This is a genomic window from Streptomyces sp. KL109B (assembly GCF_030766935.1).
GTDB lineage: Bacteria > Actinomycetota > Actinomycetes > Streptomycetales > Streptomycetaceae > Streptomyces.
In genome coordinates this window covers 70,104-90,987 of record NZ_JASERL010000009.1, presented here as the reverse complement: position 1 = coordinate 90,987, position 20,884 = coordinate 70,104, and the positions used below count along the sequence as shown (strand labels likewise).

General features: G+C 70.4%; 18 protein-coding genes. 6 read left to right on the top strand and 12 right to left on the bottom strand.

The features are described 5' to 3' along the window. Positions 1 to 9 precede the first annotated feature (9 nt). The 7 genes from RBJ65_RS27965 to acsA all read right to left on the bottom strand — a co-directional run bounded on the left by RBJ65_RS27965 (position 10) and on the right by acsA (position 7,372). Positions 10 to 897, bottom strand: a complete 888-nt coding sequence (locus RBJ65_RS27965) for a universal stress protein (protein WP_306322092.1) — start codon at positions 895 to 897, stop codon at positions 10 to 12. Between the two features lie 161 nt (positions 898 to 1,058). Continuing rightward, positions 1,059 to 1,724: a septum formation family protein gene (locus tag RBJ65_RS27960; RefSeq protein WP_306322093.1), complete on the bottom strand. Its 666-nt coding sequence runs from the start codon at positions 1,722 to 1,724 to the stop codon at positions 1,059 to 1,061. A gap of 136 nt (positions 1,725 to 1,860) precedes the next feature. Beyond that, the gene (locus tag RBJ65_RS27955) at positions 1,861 to 2,109 is read right to left on the bottom strand and encodes an acyl carrier protein (protein WP_306322094.1); all 249 of its coding nucleotides are present in this window, start codon (positions 2,107 to 2,109) and stop codon (positions 1,861 to 1,863) included. Continuing rightward, entirely contained in the window at positions 2,106 to 3,455 is a 1,350-nt protein-coding gene (locus RBJ65_RS27950; RefSeq protein ID WP_306322095.1) for a 2-oxo acid dehydrogenase subunit E2, read from the bottom strand. Before RBJ65_RS27950 ends, RBJ65_RS27955 begins: the two co-directional genes overlap by 4 nt. Position 3,456: 1 nt before the next feature. Next, complete coding sequence (locus tag RBJ65_RS27945) at positions 3,457 to 4,509, bottom strand: alpha-ketoacid dehydrogenase subunit beta (RefSeq protein WP_306322096.1); 1,053 nt, start codon at positions 4,507 to 4,509, stop codon at positions 3,457 to 3,459. Then, positions 4,506 to 5,561 (bottom strand): pyruvate dehydrogenase (acetyl-transferring) E1 component subunit alpha, encoded by a 1,056-nt coding sequence (gene pdhA, locus RBJ65_RS27940; RefSeq protein WP_372341394.1) that lies wholly within the window; start codon positions 5,559 to 5,561, stop codon positions 4,506 to 4,508. Before pdhA ends, RBJ65_RS27945 begins: the two co-directional genes overlap by 4 nt. Next, entirely contained in the window at positions 5,558 to 7,372 is a 1,815-nt protein-coding gene (gene acsA / locus RBJ65_RS27935) for an acetate--CoA ligase (RefSeq protein ID WP_306322097.1), read from the bottom strand. Before acsA ends, pdhA begins: the two co-directional genes overlap by 4 nt. Before the next feature lie 289 nt (positions 7,373 to 7,661). Here acsA and RBJ65_RS27930 point away from each other — a divergent pair, with 289 nt between their 5' ends. The 5 genes from RBJ65_RS27930 (at position 7,662) to RBJ65_RS27910 (ending at position 12,836) form a co-directional block, all read left to right on the top strand. Continuing rightward, positions 7,662 to 7,943: an SHOCT domain-containing protein gene (locus RBJ65_RS27930; RefSeq protein ID WP_306322098.1), complete on the top strand. Its 282-nt coding sequence runs from the start codon at positions 7,662 to 7,664 to the stop codon at positions 7,941 to 7,943. 289 nt (positions 7,944 to 8,232) lie between these two features. After that, on the top strand, positions 8,233 to 8,529 hold the full coding sequence (locus RBJ65_RS27925; protein WP_306322099.1) for a dsRBD fold-containing protein: 297 nt from the start codon (positions 8,233 to 8,235) through the stop codon (positions 8,527 to 8,529). A 224-nt stretch (positions 8,530 to 8,753) separates the two neighbouring features. Continuing rightward, entirely contained in the window at positions 8,754 to 9,635 is an 882-nt protein-coding gene (locus tag RBJ65_RS27920) for a universal stress protein (protein ID WP_306322100.1), read from the top strand. 61 nt (positions 9,636 to 9,696) lie between these two features. Further along, on the top strand, positions 9,697 to 10,443 hold the full coding sequence (locus RBJ65_RS27915; RefSeq protein WP_306322101.1) for an HAD family phosphatase: 747 nt from the start codon (positions 9,697 to 9,699) through the stop codon (positions 10,441 to 10,443). Then, entirely contained in the window at positions 10,440 to 12,836 is a 2,397-nt protein-coding gene (locus RBJ65_RS27910) for a glycoside hydrolase family 65 protein (protein ID WP_306322102.1), read from the top strand. The genes RBJ65_RS27915 and RBJ65_RS27910 overlap by 4 nt, the downstream gene beginning before the upstream one ends. 70 nt (positions 12,837 to 12,906) lie before the next feature. On the opposite strand, the gene RBJ65_RS27905 is transcribed toward RBJ65_RS27910, so the two are convergent. The 4 genes from RBJ65_RS27905 to RBJ65_RS27890 all read right to left on the bottom strand — a co-directional run bounded on the left by RBJ65_RS27905 (position 12,907) and on the right by RBJ65_RS27890 (position 18,779). Next, positions 12,907 to 15,498 (bottom strand): alpha-L-rhamnosidase, encoded by a 2,592-nt coding sequence (locus tag RBJ65_RS27905; protein ID WP_306322103.1) that lies wholly within the window; start codon positions 15,496 to 15,498, stop codon positions 12,907 to 12,909. A 67-nt stretch (positions 15,499 to 15,565) separates the two neighbouring features. Further along, complete coding sequence (locus tag RBJ65_RS27900; RefSeq protein ID WP_306322104.1) at positions 15,566 to 16,477, bottom strand: carbohydrate ABC transporter permease; 912 nt, start codon at positions 16,475 to 16,477, stop codon at positions 15,566 to 15,568. 4 nt (positions 16,478 to 16,481) lie between these two features. Beyond that, a complete protein-coding gene (locus RBJ65_RS27895; protein WP_306322105.1) occupies positions 16,482 to 17,366 on the bottom strand; it encodes a carbohydrate ABC transporter permease in 885 nt (294 codons plus the stop codon). Between the two features lie 96 nt (positions 17,367 to 17,462). Next, positions 17,463 to 18,779 carry an ABC transporter substrate-binding protein gene (locus RBJ65_RS27890; RefSeq protein WP_306322106.1) on the bottom strand — a complete coding sequence of 439 codons (1,317 nt, stop codon included), beginning with the start codon at positions 18,777 to 18,779 and terminating at the stop codon, positions 17,463 to 17,465. Positions 18,780 to 19,025: 246 nt separating this feature from the next. On the opposite strand from RBJ65_RS27890, the gene RBJ65_RS27885 reads away from it, so the two are divergent. Beyond that, positions 19,026 to 20,072, top strand: a complete 1,047-nt coding sequence (locus RBJ65_RS27885) for a LacI family DNA-binding transcriptional regulator (RefSeq protein ID WP_306322107.1) — start codon at positions 19,026 to 19,028, stop codon at positions 20,070 to 20,072. Positions 20,073 to 20,152: 80 nt separating this feature from the next. On the opposite strand, the gene RBJ65_RS27880 is transcribed toward RBJ65_RS27885, so the two are convergent. After that, the gene (locus RBJ65_RS27880; protein ID WP_306322108.1) at positions 20,153 to 20,869 is read right to left on the bottom strand and encodes a GntR family transcriptional regulator; all 717 of its coding nucleotides are present in this window, start codon (positions 20,867 to 20,869) and stop codon (positions 20,153 to 20,155) included. Between the last annotated feature and the right edge of the window lie 15 nt (positions 20,870 to 20,884).

Below are 20,884 nucleotides of genomic sequence, written 5' to 3'. Positions count from 1 at the left end.
CTGTCCCCTTCAGGCGTGCGGCACGATGGCGACGGGACAGGCGGCGTGGTGCATCACCGCGTGGGTGACGGGGCCGTTGTGCCGGCCGAGAGCGGGCGCTTCGCGGATGCGCCGCCCGACCACCACGAGGCCCGCCCCTTGCGCCGCGTCCAGCAGCGGCCGCGCGGCCCGCCCTTCGACGACCGCGGGGCTCACCTCGACTCCGGGGAACTTTCCGCGCCACGACTCCAGCACGGCCTGCTGAAAGCTCTGCCACTCCGCCGCACGCTGCGGCCCTTCGGCGAGGGCGACTTCGCCCGGCCCCAGCGTGTAGAAGGCCGGATCGCGCCAGGCGGACACGACGCGCAACGGCGCACCGCGCAAGGCGGCTGCCGTGAAGCCGAATGCGATCACCTCGTCGCACGGGTCGGCGAGATCCAGCCCCAGCACCACGTCCTCAGGGGCCGTACGGGGCTGCTCCGTCGACGTACCCGGCCGGACGAGCACCACCGGCACGGTCGCGGCGGCCGCGACGTGCTGCGCGACGGATCCCGCGACCGCACCGCCAATGACGCCGAGCCCGCGCGACCCGAGGACCAACACCTCGGCCTGCCCACCGGCCCGTATCAACGCACTTGACGCGGGCCCCTCCACCGCTTCGGCCGTCACGCTCAGGGCCGGGAAGGCGGCACGCACCCGTGTCTCCGCGGCGCCCAGCGTCGAGCGTGCCCGTTCCCGCTGTGCGGCACTGGCCTCGAAGACACCGGCAGGCACGTCCGAGGCGAGGTGCGGGCTCCAGCTCCAGGCGTGCACGAGCCTCAACGGCCGTTCCCGCAGGGTCGCTTCCCTGCCCGCCCACTGTGCGGCGGCCCGGCTCTCCGTCGACTCGTCCACTCCGACGACCACAGCTCGCAGCATGGTGCGGCACCCTCCGTGAGATCTCCTGCTCCGTCCGACCTCATGGTTGCGCCGCCACCTCGGCCCCAGAAGGGGCCGCCGGGCCCCGGAGAGGGCCGTCCGGCCCATCCCGCTACCCGATTCGTGCCCAATGCCACGGCCCCCCGTGGGAGCCCGCGGGTTCACATCCGGCTGTCTTCGACGCTTCCGCGAAGCGTCTCCTTCGCATGGAAGGCGACGCAGACGATGTCGCGGTCACCGTCCGTCCATGTCCCCTTCGACGGGTAATAGCCGAGAAACTCCAAGACCGAACGCCTGTAGTCGATTCCCACGTAGGCCACGAACTTCTGCTCGCAGACTTCGTCGAACGTGGCTTCCGCCTTGGAGTCCCCGGGGAAGGGGGCGGCAATGGGCCATGCCGTGCCGGCCCAGAACACTTCGGCGTCGTGCCCGGCTTCGCAGGACACCACTTCGACAGGATCGGGAAGTCCCTTGTAGTCCGCCCCTCGGATCCCCTTCGCCTCGAAGCACTCACCGGTTCGCAGTTCGGACGACATCTTCCACTGGCCCGGCATGTCCGTCCCCTGCGGCCGCTCCCCCTTACTCGCCGAGATCAACGATGGAACGAGCAACATGAGGACAACTGCGACTCCTGCACCCGTCCCAGCAAGAACAAGCCCTCTGACAACCGCGCGGCGGTCGACACGGTTCACGGAGTCCGGGTCTGTCGCGTCGTCGTCGCGCCTGTTCGTTGAGCGCCGCCGCAACCAGGCAGCCGCTGGCAGAACGAGCGTGGCAAAGGTATAGATCAGCGCCTGCCACAAGGCCGCCAGGTCCCCCCACCTCATGCCACTGAGCGTAAGACGGGCGCCACGAATGGTCGAGCAGTCCGTGCTCGGCGTCGCCGCGTACCGGGCCGGGACCGCCACGCGCTCATGCCTCTCTCCTCCCCCGGCGGGAACCGGTGGAGCGGTTCCCGTCCGGTCACGCCCCGGCCCGGGCGGCGACCAAGCGGGCGCTGTCGGCGAGCGTGGTCAGGGCCTGGTAGTCGTCCTCGTCGAGACGGACACCCGTCAGCCCGGAGAGGACCTCGACGAACTGCAGGAAGTCGAGCGAGTCCACCTCAAGGACCTCGCGGAACTTCTCGTCGGGGCCGAGCGACGCGAGATCGGCGCCCGGCACCACGCGGTTGAGCGCCTCCTTGACGAGGGCCAGTGCCTGTTCGTGGGTCATAGCTCCTCCGGATGCTGCAGCAGGCGGTCGACTGTCGTGAGATAGCGGGCGCCCAGCGCCCCGTCGGACGCCCGGTGGTCGGCGCTGAGCGTCACGGTCACCGCGGGGTGCACGCCGAGCAGTCCGTTCACCGCGCACGGGCGGTCGGTGATCGCGCCGAAACCGACGAGGGCGACCTGAGGCGGGTGGATGACGCCGAACACGGTCTCGACGCCCTGGTCGCCGAGGTTGGTCACGGTGAGCGTGGCGCCGGTCAGTTCCCTCGCCCGCAGCCGACCGGTGCGGGCCCGGCCCGCGAGGTCCTTCAACCGGGCCATGAGCACGGTGGGTTCCAGCTCGTCCGCGTCCCGCAGGACGGGGGTGAGCAGACCGCCGCCGCGCAGCGACACGGCCACGCCGAGGTGGACACCGTCACCGGGTTCGAAGTGGTCGTCGTGCCAGAAGCCGTTGAGCTCGGGCACTGCCCGCCCCGCGCGGGCCGCCGCCTTCAGGAGCAGCGCGGCGGGCAACAGCCGTTCAGTCACGGGGCGTTGGCGGTTGGCCGTGTGCAACCAGGCGAGCGCGGAGGCGAGGTCGACGGTGGTGGAGAGGTAGTAGTGCGGGATCTCACGCTTCGAACGGGCCATCAGGTGCGCGATGCTGCGGCGCATGGCCAAGCCGTCACCGTGCTCCCGCGACGTGCGGGCCGCCGGCGCCTGCCGACCGTCGGGCGTGTGCCGTCCAGCGGGCGTGTGCCGTCCATCGGGCATGTGCTGCGCTGTCGCGGCGGCGCGCACATCCGCCGCGCGCACGGAGCCCAGTTCGCCCGTTCCCGTGAGCGCGGCGAGATCGACGCCCAGTTCCTCGGCGATCCTCCTCGCGTAAGGGGTGGCCCGCACACGTACGGCCCCCGTCGACGTCGCGCACTCGACGTCGTGACGGGTGACGCGTCCACCAGGGCCCGTGCCCTTGATCCTGCTGATGTCCAGGTGCTTGTCCTTGGCCAGGTTTCGTACGAGGGGGCCGGTGGCCGCGGTCCTCTCGGCCGGCCGGGCAGGGGCGGCAGCCGGAACGGCAACCTGCGGGCCGCGGTCGGCCGGCGCGCGCGGCCCGTCCGCCGCGGCCTGCCCGCCCACCGTCTCGATCACGGCGAGCGGCGTCCCCACGGGCACCCGGGTGCCGGGTTCGACCAGCAAGGTGCCCACGGTGCCGCTCTCGAAGCACTCCACCTCGATGGTCGCCTTCTCCGTCTCGACGACCGCGACCACATCTCCCTTCGCCACCCGCGCTCCTGGCGCGACAAGCCACTCCTGCACGGTGCCTTCGTCCATGTCGGCGCCCAGCGACGGCATGGTGAACTCGGCCATCTCAGCCCACCGCCTCCCGCACGGCCTTGACGATGTCGGCGATCTGGGGCAGTGCCGCGGCCTCCAACTGACGGGCGTACGGGATCGGGACCTCGGCACTGCACACGCGCCGCACGCGTGCGTCGAGCGCGTAGAAGGCCTGTTCACCGATGCGCGCCGAGATCTCGGCGGCCAGGGAGCCGGTGCGCCACGCCTCGTCGACGACCACGGCCCGGTGGGTGCGGAACACCGACTCGGTGATCGTGGTGTCGTCGAGGGGACGCAGGCTTCGCAGGTCCACGACCTCCGCCGAGACACCCACCGCGGCGAGCTCATCCGCGGCTGCCAGGGTCTTGGGCAGGCAGCCTCCGTACGTGATGAGGCTGACGTCCGTGCCGGGGCGACGGATCGCCGCCCGGTCCAGGGGCAACGGCCGCGCCGCCGGATCGAGTTCGCCGGAGGCGTTGTAGAGCGTGCCGTGCTCGAAGATCAGGACCGGATCGGGGTCGGCGAGCGCCGGGGCCAGCATGTGGCGGGCGTCCTCGATCGTCGCGGGAGCGAGCACACGCAACCCCGGGATGTGCGCGTACCAGCCCTCAAGGCTGTGCGAGTGCTGCGCGGCGAGCTGCCGTCCGGCTCCCGTCGTCATGCGGATCACCAGCGGCACCGCCAGCTGGCCACCCGACATGTGCAGCAGCGTGGCGGCGTTGTTCAGGATCTGGTCGAGGGCCAGCAGGCTGAAGTTGACGGTCATGATCTCGACGATCGGCCGCATCCCGGCCAGCGCCGCGCCGATCCCCGCTCCGACGAACGCGGACTCCGACAGGGGTGTGTCCCGGATGCGCTCGGGGCCGAACTCCTCCAGGAGTCCGAGGCTGACGCCGAAGCAGCCGCCGTACGCGCCGACGTCCTCGCCCATGAGGAACACGCGCTCGTCGCCGCGCAGCGCGTCGCGCAGCGCCTCCCTGAGCGCCTCGCGGTAGGTCGTCTTGTGTTCGGCGGCGGACGCCTCGCCCGGCTCCGTCTTCCCGCGCGTCTCCTTCGCCGTCCGCTCGTGGACGTTCGCCGCGGTCATGACCGTGCCTCCTCCTTCTCGCGCTCCTTGCCCGCCTCGCTGGTCACGTGCAGCAACAGGTCCTCGACGGGTTCGGGCGCGGCCAGTTCGGCGGCCTCGACGGCACGCTCGATCTCGGTGCTCACCCGTGTTTCGATGGCGTGCAGCCGCACGGTCGGCAGGGCGTGTTCGCGGCGCAGCCGGTCGGCGAACGTGACGACGGGGTCCTGCTTCTTCCACCGTTCGATCTCGCTCTTGTCGCGATAGCGGTCCGGGTCGTACATCGAGTGGGCGCGGAAGCGGTAGGTCCGCAGTTCCAGGAAGTGCGGGCCGCCGCCCGCGCGGATGGCCTCGGTGGCGCGCCGCGCGGCGGTCTCGACGGCGTCGACGTCCATGCCGTCGACGGCCCAGGCGACCATGCCGTACGACGACGCCCGCAGCGCCAGATCGGTCTGCGCCTGGGCCCGGTCGAGCGCGGTACCCATGGCGTACCGATTGTTCTCGCAGACGAGAAGGAGCGGCAGCTCCCACAGGGCGGCCAGGTTGGCGGTCTCGTGGAACTCGCCCTCGGCCACCGCGCCGTCGCCGAAGAAGCAACAGGTCACGCGGGACCGGTCGTTCATCCGGTCGGCCAGGGCGAGCCCCGCGGCCAGCGGGAGGCCGCCGCCCACGATCGCGTTGCCGCCGTAGAAGCGCCGGTCGGCGTCGAACAGGTGCATGGAGCCGCCGCGTCCGTGGCTGCAGCCGGTGGCCTTGCCGAACATCTCGGCCATCACGGCTTCCGCGGTGAGCCCGCGGGCGAGGGCATGGCCGTGTTCCCGGTACGTCGACACGATCGCGTCGTCCTGCGTCAGGGCCTCGTTGACGCCGACGGCGACGGCCTCCTCGCCGATGTAGAGATGGACGAAGCCGCGGATGCGGGCGGCGCTGTACAGCTCCACGCAGCGTTCCTCGAACCGCCGGATGCGCAGCATGGACTCCAGCAGTTTCGGCCCGTGTTCCGCCCGCTCCTTCGGGTTGGCGGCACGCTGACGCGACGCGCCCGCCGCACGCGTCGCACGCTTGGTGGTCATGACGCCTCCTCCGGTCCCTCGAGGGTCGAGAGGTCGCCTTCGGGCAGTCCCTGTTCCCGCGCCCGCAGCAGGCGTCGCATGACCTTGCCGCTGCGCGTGTGCGGCAGCAGCTGCTCGAAGGCGATCTCGCGCGGGGCGACGGCGGGGCCGAGCCTGCGCCGGGCGAAGGCGAGCAACTCCCTTTCGAGCTCGGGCCCCTGCTCGTGACCGGGCCTGAGCGACACGAATGCCTTGACGATGTTCCCGGCCACCGGGTCGGGGCGTCCCACGACCCCGGCCTCGGCGACGGCCGGATGCTCCATCAGGACGCTTTCGGCCTCGAACGGCCCGATGAGGTGGCCCGACGACTTGATCACGTCGTCCGACCGGCCGACGAACCAGTACCAGCCGTCCGCGTCCCGTCGCACCAGGTCCCCCGTGAGGTACCAGCCGTCCACGAAGGCCTCTTCGTAGCGTGCCTTGTCGTGGAGGTAGCCGCGGAACATCGAGGGGGATCCGGTTCGCAGCGCCAACTCGCCCTCGACACCCGGCGTTTCGAGCACGTGCACGTGCCCGTCCGGCCCCACCTTCACCTGTCCGTCCGTGCCCTGTTCGAGCACGGTCGCGCTGACTCCGGGCAGCGGCCGCCCCATCGAGCCCGGCCGGATCTCGCAGGCCGCGAAGTTGGCGATCATGATGGAACCGGTCTCGGTCTGCCACCAGTTGTCGTGCACGGGCAGCCCCAGGACCTCCTGGCCCCACACGACGGCCTCGGGGTTGAGGGGCTCACCCACGGAGGCGACGAAGCGCAGCGCCGACAGGTCGTAGGAGCGCGGCAGGCTGTGGTCGCCCTGGCGCGGGGTGGTGCGCATGAGCATGCGCAGCGCCGTGGGAGCCGTGTACCAGACGGCGACGTGCTGTTCCGCCAGGATCCGGTACCAGCGCCTGGCGTCGAAGTCGCCCTCGTCCACGACCACGGTCAGGCCGTGGGTGAGCGGAGCGATGATCCCGTACGACATGCCGGTCACCCAGCCGGGGTCGGCGGTGCACCAGAACACGTCGTCGTCGTGGAGGTCCAGCGCATAGGCGGCGCTCACATGATGTGCGATCACGGCTTCGTGCACGTGGACGGCCCCCTTGGGGGCGGCCGTCGTGCCGCTGGTGAAGTGCAGCAGCGCCATGTCCTCGCCGGCCGTCGGCGGGATGGTGAACTCGGGCGGGGCCGCGGCCATCAGATCGTCGAACGACTGGGTCCCGGGCAGGTCCTGCGCGCCCTCCCCCACGATCAGTACGTGCCACAGCCCCGGGAGTTCGTCACGGATGCCCGCGACCTTGCGCCGGTACAGCGCGGCGGTGGTGACCAGGACCCTCGCTTCGCTCAGCGCGAGACGCTGACGCACCGGTTCCGGGCCGAACGCGGAGAACAGCGGGCACAGAACGCTGGTGTTCTTCAGCGTGCCGAGGACGACGGTGAACAGATCGGGCCCGCGCCCCAGGAGGGTGCACACGCGATCGCCGCGGCCGATGCCCAGGGAGCGCAGGACGTTCGCGAACTGGCCTGTCCGCCGGGCGAGTTCGGCATAGCTGACGGTGGTGAGGGTGTCGTCGCGTGCGACGCAGCGCAGTGCCACCGCTTCGCCGTGGCCCGCGTCGACGTGCCGGTCGACCGCCTCGTACGCCATGTTCAGGCCGCGCCCGCCGGGCAGGCCGTGCAGTTGCCCGCGCGCGTTGGACCAGGTGAACCAGCGGCGTTCCCGCTCGTAGTCGGTCAGGTTCGGTGCCACGTGGAACGCTGTTGCCCCCGCCGGCTTGTGGATGGTCTGCCACGGCATGACGCCCCCTCCTTCTGGCTACGGCTCCTGCTTCGACCCTCCGCCCGGACCCCGAGGCCCTGCGCGGGCCGGACGACCCCGAACGTGGGGCCGGCCGGACCTCATTCGGCGCTGTCGCGCCCCCACCCCCCACCGTGCGTACGGAGCAAGTGCCCAATGGTCGGCAGACTTGGCCCCATCGACCCATGACGCCCGGCTCGGCCGGAAGGACGGTGAAGACGAGACCGCGGAATGGAAGTGGGCGCGGGCCCGCGTCGATCCCGGTCTCCGTGGAAGGGAGGCTGAGGTGATGTTCCGGTACGACCACGATTTCAGCGGGTGGGACTGGTTCGCCATGTCGGCCGGCATGGCCCTCTTCTGGGTGTTGGTCATCGCGGTCGGTGTGCTGCTCTTCCGCGTCCTGTCCCGACCGGAAGGCGCCGGGACTCCGCCTCGCAGCGTGTCGATCCGGCCCGAGGAAGTACTCGCCGAACGCTTCGCGCGCGGCGAGATCGACGAGGACGAGTACCGGCGCCGTCTGTCCGTCCTGAGCGGATACGCCGAGGACTCCCCCCGCCCCCGCAAGGTCTGACGGCCGACTCGTAGCGAAAACGTGGCCGACGCGCTCCGGGCCCACTACCTCACGCACAACCTGCAGCGGACCCTCTCGCTCAAGGGGATGATCCCGATGCGTACGATCCTGCCGGCCGAGTTCTGGTGGATGTTCGCAGCGCTCCTGGCCACCTCGACGCTGCTGGTGCTCGCGGTCACCGCCGCGGCTGACGCTCTCTGTGTGCGGTGGGCACACCGCGATCCGGACGGGTCCCTCCCGACGGTCCGCCGCTCCGAGCGCACGTCACCCGAACAAGAAGGTACTCGCCATGACCACCAAGGAGTGGACGGTTCGCATTCACCTCGTCGAGGACGGCGACGTCACTCGCGCCCGTGCCGAACTCACCGTTCCCGGGTCCTCCATGAAGGTCTTCGGCCACGGAAGCGCGCGCCGCAATCCGGTCGACCGGCCGGTGCCGGAAATCGGTGACGAACTCGCCGTCGGCCGCGCCCTCGAAGACCTGGCCCTGCACGTGCACGATGTCGCGGTCGACGACTTCGTGGACCTGGCGGGACCTGTCGACCCGGTGCGACGGGACGACCACTCGGCCTGGTGGTCCCCGTGACTGTTGACTGTATGGCCGTGCGGAAGACACGAGGGCCGATCGCCGCCTCATCGCCTGATCGCCTGATCGCCTGATCCGGCCAGGGTCACGGCTCCGCGGAGGGGGCCGTCCGGCCACCCCGCAAGGCCCCAAGTGCCCTGCCGCGCCCCGCCCTGGACCACGACGATGGAATCAGGAGCCGGAAGGCTCGTCGCGGCAACCGCATCCCCGGGGAGGCGAAGATCATGACCAAGCCGGTCGTCGTCGGTGTCGACGGATCACGCCCGAGTCTCGCCGCCGCCGACTGGGGCGCGCGCACGGCCCTGCGCCACGGTCTGCCCCTGCGGCTCGTCCACGCCTGGGAAAGCGTGCCCGGCCATGACATCGCGGGATCGCGACCATCCGACCGCGTCGTTCCGCAGTACTGGGCGAGGCGGGTGCTGCGCGGTGCCATGGAGCACGTCAGCGAACGGTATCCGCAGCTCTACATCAGTGCGGAGCAAGTACACAGGCCCCCGCGCCAGGCCCTGCTGTCCGAAGCCGAGGGCGCCGAGCTGCTGGTCATCGGAAACGAGGGCCTCGGCGGCATCGGCGGGCTGTTCTCGGGAACCGTCGCCCTGTCGATCGTGGCCCACTCCCCGCTGCCCGTCGTGCTCGTACGCGCCGGCTTCACCGCCTCGGACGAGCACGAGCGTGACGAGTTCGGTGCCGCTTCCGAACGCACCGCGTATCGGGACGTCGTGGCGGCCGTCGAGCTCGGCAGGCCCTGTGACGGACTGCTGTCGTACGCCTTCGACGAGGCCGCCGGGCGAGGTGCGGCGCTGCGTGCCGTGCATGTCCAACGCCTGCCGCTCAAGGCGATTCCGGGCGACCACGTACCGGACCGGTCCGCGCTGGAGGAGTTGCTGCGGCCGTGGCGGGAGAAGTACCCGACGGTCCCCGTGACAGCCGCCACCGTTCATGCCCGAGCCCCTCATGAGATCGTCCACGCCTCTGAGGGCGCCGGTCTGCTGGTGGTCGGGCGCGGGCCGCACCACCACCCCGGCCTCGGTGCACACCCGGGAGCGGTCACCCACGCCGTGATCCACCATGTCGCCTGCCCCGTCGCCTTCGTGCCGCACGCATGACCCCACCGGCAGGGACGTTGTGCCAGGGCACGGAACCTGAAGGACCGCGTGAGGAGTTGTCGTGCGTGACCTGATCCCACCTGTGCGGGCTCTGCGTGCCGTGGTCCTCGACACCGACGGAGTGATCACCGATTCGGCCCGGCTGCACGCGGAGGCGTGGAAGACCGTCTTCGACGCCTTCCTGCAGGAGCACCCACCGCGACTGGCCGCGCATCGGCGACCGTTCGACATCGGCCTCGACTATCCGCGGTATGTGGACGGAAAGGCGCGCCGCGACGGCGCGGCCGCCTTCCTCACCTCACGCGGCCTGCACCCTGACCCGGCCGCGGTCGAAGCGGTGGCCGCCGACAAGGACCGCCGCTACACGGAACACCTCCACCGCAACACCGCCGTGCCCGCCTATCCCGGAACCGTGAGTCTGCTGCACGTCCTGCTGGGCTCGGGAGTGCTGCTGGCCGCGGCATCCGCGTCACTGCACGCCCGTGAACTGCTCACCCGTGCCCGGGTGCTGGACCTCTTCGACACCGTGGTGGACGGCACGGAGGCGGCACGCCTGAAACTGCGGGGCAAGCCCGCCCCCGACCTGTTCCTCGAAGCCGCCCGCCGGCTGCGCACCGCCCCCGCACGTACGGCGGTGGTGGAAGACGCCCTGGCCGGCGTGGAGGCGGGCAGGCGGGGCGGGTTCGGCCTGGTGATCGGCGTCGACCGGACCCCGGGGCGGGAGCGCACCCGCGAACTCCTGCTGCACGGCGCCGACCTCGTGGTCGCCGACCTCGGGGACCTGCTCAAGGAAGAGGCCTCGCCGTGACCGACGCGACGTGGAGTTACGAAGGCTACGTTCCGCACGAGGAACGCCTCCGGGAATCCCTGTGCACGCTGGGCAACGGCTACTTCGCCACGCGCGGTGTCCTTCCCGAGTGCACGGCGGACGAGATCCACTACCCGGGCACCTACGTCGCGGGCTGTTACGACCGCCTCACCTCCGAGGTGGCGGGCCGCCACATCGAGAACGAGGACCTGGTCAACGTACCCAACTGGCTTCCGCTGCGCCTCCGTTGCCGGGACGAGGACGGCCGCCCCGGACCGTGGCTGCACCCGGACACCGCCCGCGTCCTGGAACACCGCCAGAAGCTCCTGATCAGCAGCGGCCTACTGGAGCGCCGGACCACCTACGAGGACGCCATGGGGCGGCGCGTCAGCCTGCGCCAGCTGCGGCTCGTGCACATGGCCGACCCGCATCTCGCCGTGCTGCGCACGGAGTTCACCGCGGAGAACTGGACAGGGGAGCTGGAGGTCGAGTCCGCCCTGGACGGCGCCGTCCACAACACGGGTGTGCCGCGCTACCGCGACCTGGCCAACCGCCACCTCGTCCACGGCCACACCGGCACCGCGGCCCCCGACCTGATCTGGCTGCGCTGCCGCACCCGCGCGTCCGACGTCCGCATCGCTCTCGCGGCCCGGACCACCTGCCCCGACATCACACGGACGTACGACCAGCACACCGACCTGCGTGCGACGCGGCTGCTGCACCTGCCGATGAGGGCCGGCAGCCCGGTGACCCTCGACAAGACCGTCGCCCTGCACACCTCTCGCGACCCCGCCATCAGCGACCCGCTGCAAGCCGCCGTGGACCGCGCGCGGCGGGCGCTTCCCTTCGACGACCTGCTGGAGTCCCACCTCACCGCGTGGGACCAGCTCTGGCGGCGCGCCGAGCTGCACGTGCCCGGCGAGGCGGGCCGCATTCTGCGGCTGCACCTCTTCCACGTGCTGCAGACGCTCTCACCGCACACGGCCGATCTGGACGTCGGGGTGCCGGCGCGCGGGCTGCACGGCGAGGCCTACCGCGGGCATGTCTTCTGGGACGAACTGTTCGTCCTGCCGTATCTGAACCTGCACTTCCCCGAGGTGTCCCGCGCGCTGCTCACCTACCGCCACCGGCGCCTGGAGCGGGCCTGCCGCGCCGCCCAGGACGCCGGCCGCCGGGGCGCCATGTATCCGTGGCAGAGCGGCAGCGACGGCCGGGAGGAGACCCAGCAGCTTCACCTCAACCCGAACTCCGGGCGCTGGCTGCCCGACCACACCCATCTGCAGCACCACGTCGGCTCGGCCATCGCGTACAACGTCTGGCGCTACTGGGAGGCCACCGGCGACGCCGAGTTCCTGCACACCAAGGGCGCCGAGATCCTGCTGCAGATCGCCCGCTTCTGGGCTGCCACGGCCACCTACGACACCGCTCTGTCCCGCTACCGCATCCGCGGCGTCGTCGGCCCGGACGAGTACCACGACGCGTATCCCGATTCCGACCTGCCGGGCATCGACGACAACGCCTACACGAACGTGACCGCGGCTTGGGTGCTGACCCGCGCCCTCGACCTGCTCGACCTGCTGCCGCCTCCGCGCCGCCAGGAGCTCGCGGAGCGGATCGGGTTCGACAGCGGTGAGGCGGAGCTGTGGCGGGACGTGTCCCGGTCGCTGCACGTCCCCTTCCACAACGGGGTGATCAGCCAGTTCGCCGGCTACGAGCGGCTGACCGAACTGGACTGGGAGGCGTACGCGAACAAGTACGGGGACATCCGCCGCCTGGACCGGATCCTGGAGGCCGAAGGCGACAGCGTCAACCGCTACCAGGCGTCCAAGCAGGCGGACGCCCTGATGCTCGGCTACCTCTTTCCGCCCGCGGAACTCTCCGCCCTCTTCGCCCAGTTGGGTCATCCACTCGACGACACCACCTGGCAGCACACGGTCGACCACTATCTGCGCCGCACCAGCCACGGCTCCACCCTGAGCGGGCTCGTGCACGGCTGGGTGCTCGCACGCGCCCGCCGCGCCGACGCCTGGCGGTTCGCGCACGAGGCCCTGCTCGGGGACATCGCGGACGTGCAGGGCGGCACGACGGGCGAGGGCATCCACCTCGGCGCGATGGCCGGCACCGTGGACCTGGTCCAGCGCGGCGTCACCGGCCTGGAAACCCGCGGCGACACCCTGCATCTGGCCCCGGCCCCACTCCCTGAACTGACCGGCTCCGCCTACGGGTTCACGCTCCGGTACCAGGGCCACTGGGGCGTGCGGCTGCGCATTCTCCCGGAACGCCTGCGTATCACGGTCCCGGCTTCCGACCGCTCCCCCATCACCGTTGAGCTGCCGGACCGTGCTGTGACGGTGCGGCCGGGCGAGACCTGTGATCTTGCCCTGGAGGGGTGAGCTGCGATGTGGAAGGCAGACCGCTTCGGGGTGGCACTGGTACGACTCGGCGATGTGCGTCGCGGAGGTGTCAGGCGGCGCGCTCACCCGCCGCGCCACTGTCGAGGTGGTGTTCTCCGGCGCCGACGGTCACCGCGCGGCGGCCTGGCAGTTCGACGCGGCCTTCGCAGCCCGGCGGGACGGTGATGTGCGCGCTCAGGCCCGCTTCGGTCCGCCGCCAGGAGATCGCGGCCGTACCGTACGGCGTCTCGTGGCGGGCCTTCGCCCAGGTGATGCCCGCGCCGGGGCGGGGCCGGAAGGCGATGGTGCGGTAGCCGGGCCGGGCAGGCTCCAGGCCGGCGACGGTGCGGTGCAGCCAGTCGGCGACGGCGCCCAGCGCGTAGTGGTTGAAGGAGGTCATGCCGCCGGGGTTCAGTGTGCCGTCGGGGCGCAGGCTGTCCCAGCGTTCCCAGATGGTGGTCGCGCCCATCGACACGGTGTAGAGCCACGACGGGCACTCGGTCTGGGTCAACAGGCGGTAGGCCACGTCCAGATGACCGGAGTCGGTGAGGGCGTCGCAGATGAGCGGGGTGCCGACGAAGCCCGTCGCGATGCGTGCGTCGTCGGCGAGGACGAGTTCGGCCAGCCGGTCACCGGCGAACGCGCGCCGGGCGTCGGTGTCCAGCAGCCCGAAGACCAGGGCGAGGGAGTAGGCGGTGGGGCTGTCGCTGGTCATCCGGCCCGACGCGGTGACGTAGCGGCCGCGGAAGGCGGCGGCGACCTCGTCCGCGAGCCGCGCGTACCGGGTGGCCGTCTCCGTGTCCCCCAACTCGGCCGCGGCGAGGGAGAGATGGCGGGCCGAGTGGGCGAAGTAGGCGGTGGCCACCAGGTAGCGGTCCGTGCGGGAGGCGCCGGGGTCGTCCGGCGGCGCGATGGGGTCGAGCCAGTCGCCGAGCTGGTCGCCGGTGTCCCAGACGCGGTCCTCCCCGGCGAGCCGTTCCTGGAGGTCGACCCACGCCTTGGCCATGGGGAAGTGCCGCCGCAGCACGTCAAGGTCGCCGAAGCGCTGGTACAGGACCCAGGGGGTGAGGGTGACCACGTCTCCCCAGGCCGCACCCGGCTGGATCGGGGTCCAGGCAGGCCCCCCGGGGATGACCGGCACGTACCAGGGCACCGTGCCGTCGGGCAGTTGCTCGGCGGCCACGTCGTCGAGCCACGAGTCGAGCATGCCCACGCAGTCGTAGAGGAAGCTCGCGGTGGGGGCGAAGACCTGGATGTCTCCGGTCCAGCCGAGACGTTCGTCGCGCTGCGGGCAGTCGGTGGGGATGTCGACGAAGTTGCCCCGCATGCTCCACACCACGTTCTCGTGCAGGCGGTTGATCATGTCGTCGCTGCACTCGAACCAGCCGGTGCGGCGCATGTCGGTGTGGTGGACCCGGGCCGTGACATCGCCGGGCGTCAACTCGCCGTGCCAGCCGTCGACTTCGGCGTACCGGAAGCCGTGCAGGGTAAAGCGGGGCTCCCAGGTGAAGGGACCGTCCCCGGCGAGGGTGAGGACGTCGGTGGCTGCCGCGCCGCGCAGCGGCCGGGTGGCGAGCTCGCCGTCCTGGAGCACCTCGGCGTGTCTCAGGGTGATGGCGGTGTCTCGCGGGCCGTCCGCGGTGACACGGAGCCGGCCCACCAGGTTCTGTCCGAAGTCGAGCAGATAACGGCCCTCTCCGGTACGGGTGATGGAGACCGGTGACACCTCCTGGGTGCAGCGCACCGGGGCGGTGCGCGGTGCGACGAAGGTGCGGGGATCGCGGGTGCGGACCGCCACGGGACTCCAGCCGGTGGTGTCGTGGCCGGGGGTGGACCACGTCGGGTCGTGCAGTCGGGCGTCGAAGGCCTCGCCCTCGTACAGGCCCGTGAACAGGATCGGTCCGACGGCGGCCCGCCAGGTGCGGTCGGTCGCGACGACGGTCGTCGAGCCGTCGGTGTGTACGACTTCGAGTTGGGCGATCAGGGACTGGTCGGTGCCGTAGAGGTCGCGGTGGCCGCCGTGGAATCCGATGCGGCCGCGGTACCAGCCGTCGGCGAGCCAGGAGCCGATGGTGTTGGCACCCTGGGTGAGGTGGCCGGTGACGTCGTACGTGTGGGTGCGCAGGCGTTCGCCGTAGACGGTCCAGCCGGGCGAGAGCGTGTCGTCACCGACGCGCACGCCGTTGATCTCCGCCTCGTACAGGCCGTGTGCGGTGATGTAGAGCCGGGCGTGGGACACGGGGGCGGTCAGCTCGAAGTCCCGGCGGACCCGGGCCGGTCGGCGGTCGGTGTGGGGCGTCTGTGGCCATGCCGCGCCGACCGGCTGGGCCTGCCAGTCCGCGGGGTCGAGGAGCCCGGCCTCCACGTGCGCGGGCACGGACCAGGCGCCGGGTTCGTCGCCGTCGCCCCACACCCGTACGCGCACGGCCGCCCGCTCACGGGAGACGAGCGGGGTGTGCGGCCAGGGCACCAGATTGCGGTCGGCGCCTTCGGTCCGGCCCGTGCGGTGGACGGCCCCGGCGCGCTCGATCTCGATTTCGTAGGCGGTCTGGTCCGGGGCGTCGGCCGGCAGCTGCCACGACAGCCGCGGTGCGGCCCGGCCGATACCGAGGCCGTCACGCAGGTGCTCGAACGTGACGGGGGCGGGCTGGAGCGAGGACACAGGGGAAAACCCTTCATGAAGTGGGCGCGCGAACGCCGTCGGGCGGGATGGAGCGGGGCGGCGTCGGTCAGCCCTTGAGGGCACCCGAGGTGAGGCCCTTCATCACCTTCTGGTTGAGGAAGAGGTAGATCAGGAGGGTGCCGAAGACGTTGATGCAGATGGCGGCGAACAGCGGGCCGTACTGGGTGGCGCCGAAGTCACCGGTGAAGTTGAGCAGGCCGACCTGGACGGTGCGCAGGTCCTGGCTGTTGGTGAAGGTCAGCGCGATCAGCAGGTCGTTCCAGATGAAGAAGAACTGGACAAGGCCGACAGTGAGGACGGCGTTGCGGACCATGGGCACGCTGATCGACCAGAAGGCCCGCAGGACGCCGGCGCCGTCGATGACCGCCGCCTCGAACAGCTCGCGGGGCAGCGCCTTGTAGTAGGTGGCCATCATGAAGACGGTGAGCGGCAGCCCGGTGCCGGTGTAGGTGAGGATCAGCGGCCAGAGCGTGCCGGACAGGCCGGTCTGGAAGTAGATCGTGAACAGCGGCAGCAGGATCATCTGGGCGGGCACCATGATCCCGGCGAGGAAGACCAGCAGCGTCAGGCTCCGCCCCTTCCAGACCATGATCTGCAGGGCGAACCCGGCGGCGGTGCCGAGCAGCAGCATCAGGGCGAGCGCGGGCGCGACCGCGAGGACGCTGTTCTTGACGTAGAGGTCGATGTTCCCGGTGGTCCACGCGTCGCTGTAGTTGCCCCACTCCCAGTGGGTGGGCAGGCTCCAGGTGGAGTTGTTCAGGTAGTCGCTGTTGGACTTCAGCGACGTGAGGAACATCCAGACCAGCGGGTAGATCTCGGCCACCAGGAGCAGGGCGATCAGCACCCTGACCCACCAACGGCCCCTGCGGGGGCCGCGGTTGGTGCGCACTGGGCGCCTCGGGGTGGCGCGGCCGCCCTCCCTCTTCGTGGTGGATCGGTGCGTCGTGTCGAGGGCCATGGGTTCAGTCCTTCGTGAGGTCGCGCCGTGAGACACGGAAGACGACCAGGGTCACCAGCAGGCAGACGACGGTGAGCAACAGCGCGATGGTGCTGCCGTAGCCGTAGTCGCTGTACGTGAACGACGTCTGGAACATGTAGAGGGTGAGGGGCGACGTGCTGTTGCCGGGGCCGCCGCCCGTCAGCGCGACGATCGAGTCGAAGACCTTGAGCGTGCCGTTGATGCTGAAGATCAGCGACGACAGGAGCACCGGGAACGACATCGGCAGGACGATGTGCCGCACGAGGCGCAGCCCGGAGGCCCCGTCCAGGCGCGCGGACTCCAGCATCTCCTCGGGGATGTCGACGAGTCCGGCGAAGAGGAGCACCGCGTAGAAGCCCATGGAGCGCCAGATCTCCATGATGATCAGCACCCAGAAGGCGCTGCCCGCGCTGCCGAACCAGTCGACGGACTCGATGCCCACGGCGTTGAGCAGCGAGTTGACCGGGCCGGCCTGCGGAGCGACCTGGAAGAAGTTCTTGAAGAGCAGGCCGACGGCCACCGTGGGCAGCACGACGGGGAAGAACACCAGTGTGCGCACCAGGGCGGAGGCCCGCTTCAGGAAGAACACGTAGAGCAGGGCGAGCAGATACCCGGCGACGACCTGACCGACGGTCACGGTGACGGCGAACTTCACCGTGAACCACAGGGCGTGACCGACGTCCGGGTCGGTGAACAGGCGCTGGAAGTTGGCCAGTCCGTTGCCGGTGAAGCCGTCGATCGCGTTGCCCCGCGTGAAGCTGTAGCCGAGGGACCAGAGCATCGGGACGAGCATGATCAGGGAGTAGACGAGGAGAGCGGGACCGAGCAGGATCAGTACGGCCCTGCGGTCACCGAGAACGCGGTGCATGAGCGCAGTCCACTTCGTCGCGGAGCGTTGAGGAGAGGGCCGGCGGGGGTGCCGCCGGCGCGGGGCGACGGGGTGAACCGTCGACGGTGGAAGGCGTCACTTGCTGTCGAGCGCGTCCTGCACGGTCCGCATGAACTGCTGGGCGCTCATGGACCCGCTGACGAGCTGGGCCGCGTTCGTCTGGCTGACCGTGGTGGCCTTGGTGCTGAACAGGGCCTCGAACCACAGCACGTTCCGCCGGGTCCTGCTGATCCGGTCGCGGACGTCGCCGCTCACCGCGTTGGCGGCCTTGACCGGGCTGCTCGGCTTGAATCCGGAGATCGACCCCTGGTCCTTCAGGGCCGTGCTGCCGTAGTTCTTGGCGACGCAGCCGACCCAGTCCCCGACCTTGGAGTCGAACGTCTTCTTGTTGAGCGTCATCGCCAGGCCGACGTTGGAGGGGTACTCGTCGATCGACCCCTTTCCTCCGGCGACGGCAGGGAAGGGCATGAAGCCGATGTCCGCAGCGCCGATCTTGTTCTGTTTCTTGTCGGCGATGTTGGTCAGCGCCCAGCTGCCCATGTAGAACATGGCGGCCTTGCCGGTCAGGAACGTGTTGAAGGACGTGTCGTAGTCGACCGAGCCGACACCCTTGCCGAAGTACCCCTTCTTGCCCAGGTCGGCGACCGCCTGCGCGGCCTTCACATAGGCGGGGTCGGTGAGCTTGGCCTTGCCGTCCCGCACCTTCTCCAGCGCGTCGGCCCCCAGGCTGCGGTAGAGGTACCCACTGATGAGCCGGGTCAGCGGCCAGCCCTGCTGCCCGGACGCGGAGAAGGGCTGAACTCCCTTGCCCTGAAGGGTGCTTGCCGCCTTGGTGAGCCGGCCCCAGGTGCGGGGCTCCTCGATCCCGTTCGCACGGAAGACCTTCTTGTTGTAGAAGATTCCCTCGATGTTGTACTCGTACGGGAGGACCTCCATCTTCCCGTCGTACAGCGCCTTGATCGTGGAGATCGCGCCGGGCTCGATCCGGTCGAGGACGCCCAGCTTCTTCAACTCGCCCTCGATGTCGGCGATTTTGCCCGACTTGTAGAGCTGGTCGGTCAGGGCCGGCGCGTTACCGGCGGCGAACTGCACGGGCAACGCGCCCTGCCCGGCCAGCAGTTGCAGCTTCTGGTCCAGGCTGGTCTGCGGAACGGTCTCCACTTTCAGGGGCAGTGCCTTGTTCGCGTCGGCGCACGCGCCCTTCGCGAGGGTGCCGAGCGCCGTCTTCACCGTCGCGTTCTCCGTGTTGGTCAGATAGCTGAACTCCTTCGGCGCGGCCGTCGAACCTCCCCCGGAGCCGCCGCACGCGGTGACCAGAAGAGCCAGTACAGCGGTACTCGCACCCAGGGAGGCGAACCGGACCCTGCGGGCGGCGGACCGAACGGTGTTCACGATGGGGCTCCCCGTCGTCGTGGAAGAAGGGCTGACACGGGGTGCGGTACACCCCGTGGGAGACGAGCCGAGCGATGGGTAACGTTACCCATTCCTGAGGTGCGCCCTACGATGCACTCAGCCCCAGGGACCGTCAAGACACCAGTGGATAACGTGATGAAATCAGAGACCGGCCCACCGGGTGCGTCCCTTATCGTGTAAACCGTTACCTGGATTGGGTCGCGAACGGTTCGAGGAGCGTCACACATGGAGCAGGGTCGACAGCGGGGGAAACGCGTCACCATCACGGACGTGGCACGGCACGCGGGCGTTTCCACCACGGCGGTCTCCAAGGTGCTGCGCAACGCCTACGGAGTCAGCACCGGCATGCAGCAAAAGGTGCGCGCCGCCATCGCGGAACTCGACTACCGCCCCCACGCGGCGGCGAGGGGCATGCGCGGGCGGACCTACACGATCGGCGTGCTCCTCGACAACATCCGCAACCCCTTCTTCGCCGACATCCTCGACGGCGTCCAGGACGCACTCAGCACCAGCGAGTACACGGTGCTGATCGGCGCGGCGGGCTTCGGCGCCGAGGCCCAGCGCAAGACCGTCGAATCGATGGTCGACCGGCAGATGGACGGGCTGATCCTGATCGCCCCCGGCACCCCACGCGACGAGGTCCTGAACGTGGCACGTGCGACGCCGACCGTCGTCATCGGCCATCACGACACCTCTGACGTCCACGACTCCGTGGCCGACGCGGACGCCGCGGGAGCCGGGCTCGTCGTGGATCATCTCGTCGGTCTCGGCCACCGCCACATCTCCCTGGTCGCCTCGCCCGGCACCCGGGGCAGTCGCTGGCGCCACACCCCCGAGATCGAGCTGGTGACTGGATACGAGCAGGCCATGGAGAGACACGGCCTGGCCGACCTCACGCGCGTCTGCAAGGGTGCCTACTCCGACGAAGGCGGCCACAAGGCGGGGATGAGCCTGCTGTCGGGGAGCCACCGCCCCACCGCGGTCGTCACCGGTGCGGACGTGGCGGCCATGGGTGTGTGGCGGGCCGCCCACGAACTCGGGCTGCGCGTACCCGACGACGTCTCCATCGTCGGGTACAACAACACGGCTGTCGCCGATCTCGCCACCGTGCAACTGACCAGCGTCGACCAAGCAGGACACGACATGGGGTCAACTGCCGTACGACTCCTGATCGAACGCGTCGAGGGGCGGCGCGACCGAGCCGTCCAGGTGTCGATGACGCCGCGTCTGGTGGTCCGCGACAGCACGTCCGCCGCATCAACAGGCAGCTGAACGTCGTGGTCCGTGCTCATTTCCCCTACGCCCGCCGAAGCACGCTCCGCCCTGTCGACGTACCAGTGAACGTCGCCCGCTCAGTCCTGATCCGCCGGTTGGTCGTCGGTGATGCGGATGCGCGGGCGATTGCGGACGTCGCCGAAGAGGAGCGACTGCGCGGCGGCGACCATGTGCTCGGAGATCACCTTCTGGGCCGCGGCCGCGTCTCCGGATTCGATGGCGGTGACGATGTCCCGGTGGCGTTGGGCGCGCATGTTGGACAGGGCGCGTTCCAGGCCGCGGTGCATGAAACACATGCGGATCGGCCCCTCGAGAAGCTTCCAGGAGCGCACGAGGGCGTCGTTCCCGGTGAGTTGGAGCAGCAGCTCGTGGAAGGCGAGGTCGGCCTCGATCTGCGCCTCCAGCGAGGCATGGGACGCGCGCTCCATGTCGTCGACCGCCTCGCGCAGCCGCCGGCAGTGCTCGCGGCGGTAGGGGCTGGAGGCGAGCGTCTCCCCCGCGAGGGCCTCAAGCGCCGCGCGGACGGTGAAGGTGTGGACGATGTCCTTCTCGTCTATCGAGCGGACGGTGACGCGCCCCCGGTCGCCGTAGCTGACCAGGCCCTCCTGCTGGAGCTGGCGCAGGGCCTCGCGGAGCGTGCCGCGGCTGATGCCGAGCTGCTCGGAGACCTGCACCTCGCCCAGGTGACTGCCCGGGGGGAACTGGCCGGTGGTGATGGCCCGGCGCAGGGAGTCCACGGCCATCTGGCGCAGATTGCGTCCGGGCTGTTTCGCCGCTGCCTGCCCGCCCGCCACGTGCGTCCCCCTCCG

What these genes read in the sequence shown, in the direction of transcription:
- RBJ65_RS27965 (WP_306322092.1), bottom strand. Translation starts at nt 897, where the DNA reads ATGCTGCGAGCTGTGGTCGTCGGAGTGGACGAGTCGACGGAGAGCCGG.
- RBJ65_RS27960 (WP_306322093.1), bottom strand. Translation starts at nt 1,724, where the DNA reads ATGAGGTGGGGGGACCTGGCGGCCTTGTGGCAGGCGCTGATCTATACC.
- RBJ65_RS27955 (WP_306322094.1), bottom strand. Translation starts at nt 2,109, where the DNA reads ATGACCCACGAACAGGCACTGGCCCTCGTCAAGGAGGCGCTCAACCGC.
- RBJ65_RS27950 (WP_306322095.1), bottom strand. Translation starts at nt 3,455, where the DNA reads ATGGCCGAGTTCACCATGCCGTCGCTGGGCGCCGACATGGACGAAGGC.
- RBJ65_RS27945 (WP_306322096.1), bottom strand. Translation starts at nt 4,509, where the DNA reads ATGACCGCGGCGAACGTCCACGAGCGGACGGCGAAGGAGACGCGCGGG.
- pdhA (WP_372341394.1), bottom strand. Translation starts at nt 5,561, where the DNA reads ATGACCACCAAGCGTGCGACGCGTGCGGCGGGCGCGTCGCGTCAGCGT.
- acsA (WP_306322097.1), bottom strand. Translation starts at nt 7,372, where the DNA reads ATGCCGTGGCAGACCATCCACAAGCCGGCGGGGGCAACAGCGTTCCAC.
- RBJ65_RS27930 (WP_306322098.1), top strand. Translation starts at nt 7,662, where the DNA reads ATGTTCCGGTACGACCACGATTTCAGCGGGTGGGACTGGTTCGCCATG.
- RBJ65_RS27925 (WP_306322099.1), top strand. Translation starts at nt 8,233, where the DNA reads ATGACCACCAAGGAGTGGACGGTTCGCATTCACCTCGTCGAGGACGGC.
- RBJ65_RS27920 (WP_306322100.1), top strand. Translation starts at nt 8,754, where the DNA reads ATGACCAAGCCGGTCGTCGTCGGTGTCGACGGATCACGCCCGAGTCTC.
- RBJ65_RS27900 (WP_306322104.1), bottom strand. Translation starts at nt 16,477, where the DNA reads ATGGCCCTCGACACGACGCACCGATCCACCACGAAGAGGGAGGGCGGC.
- RBJ65_RS27895 (WP_306322105.1), bottom strand. Translation starts at nt 17,366, where the DNA reads ATGCACCGCGTTCTCGGTGACCGCAGGGCCGTACTGATCCTGCTCGGT.
- RBJ65_RS27885 (WP_306322107.1), top strand. Translation starts at nt 19,026, where the DNA reads ATGGAGCAGGGTCGACAGCGGGGGAAACGCGTCACCATCACGGACGTG.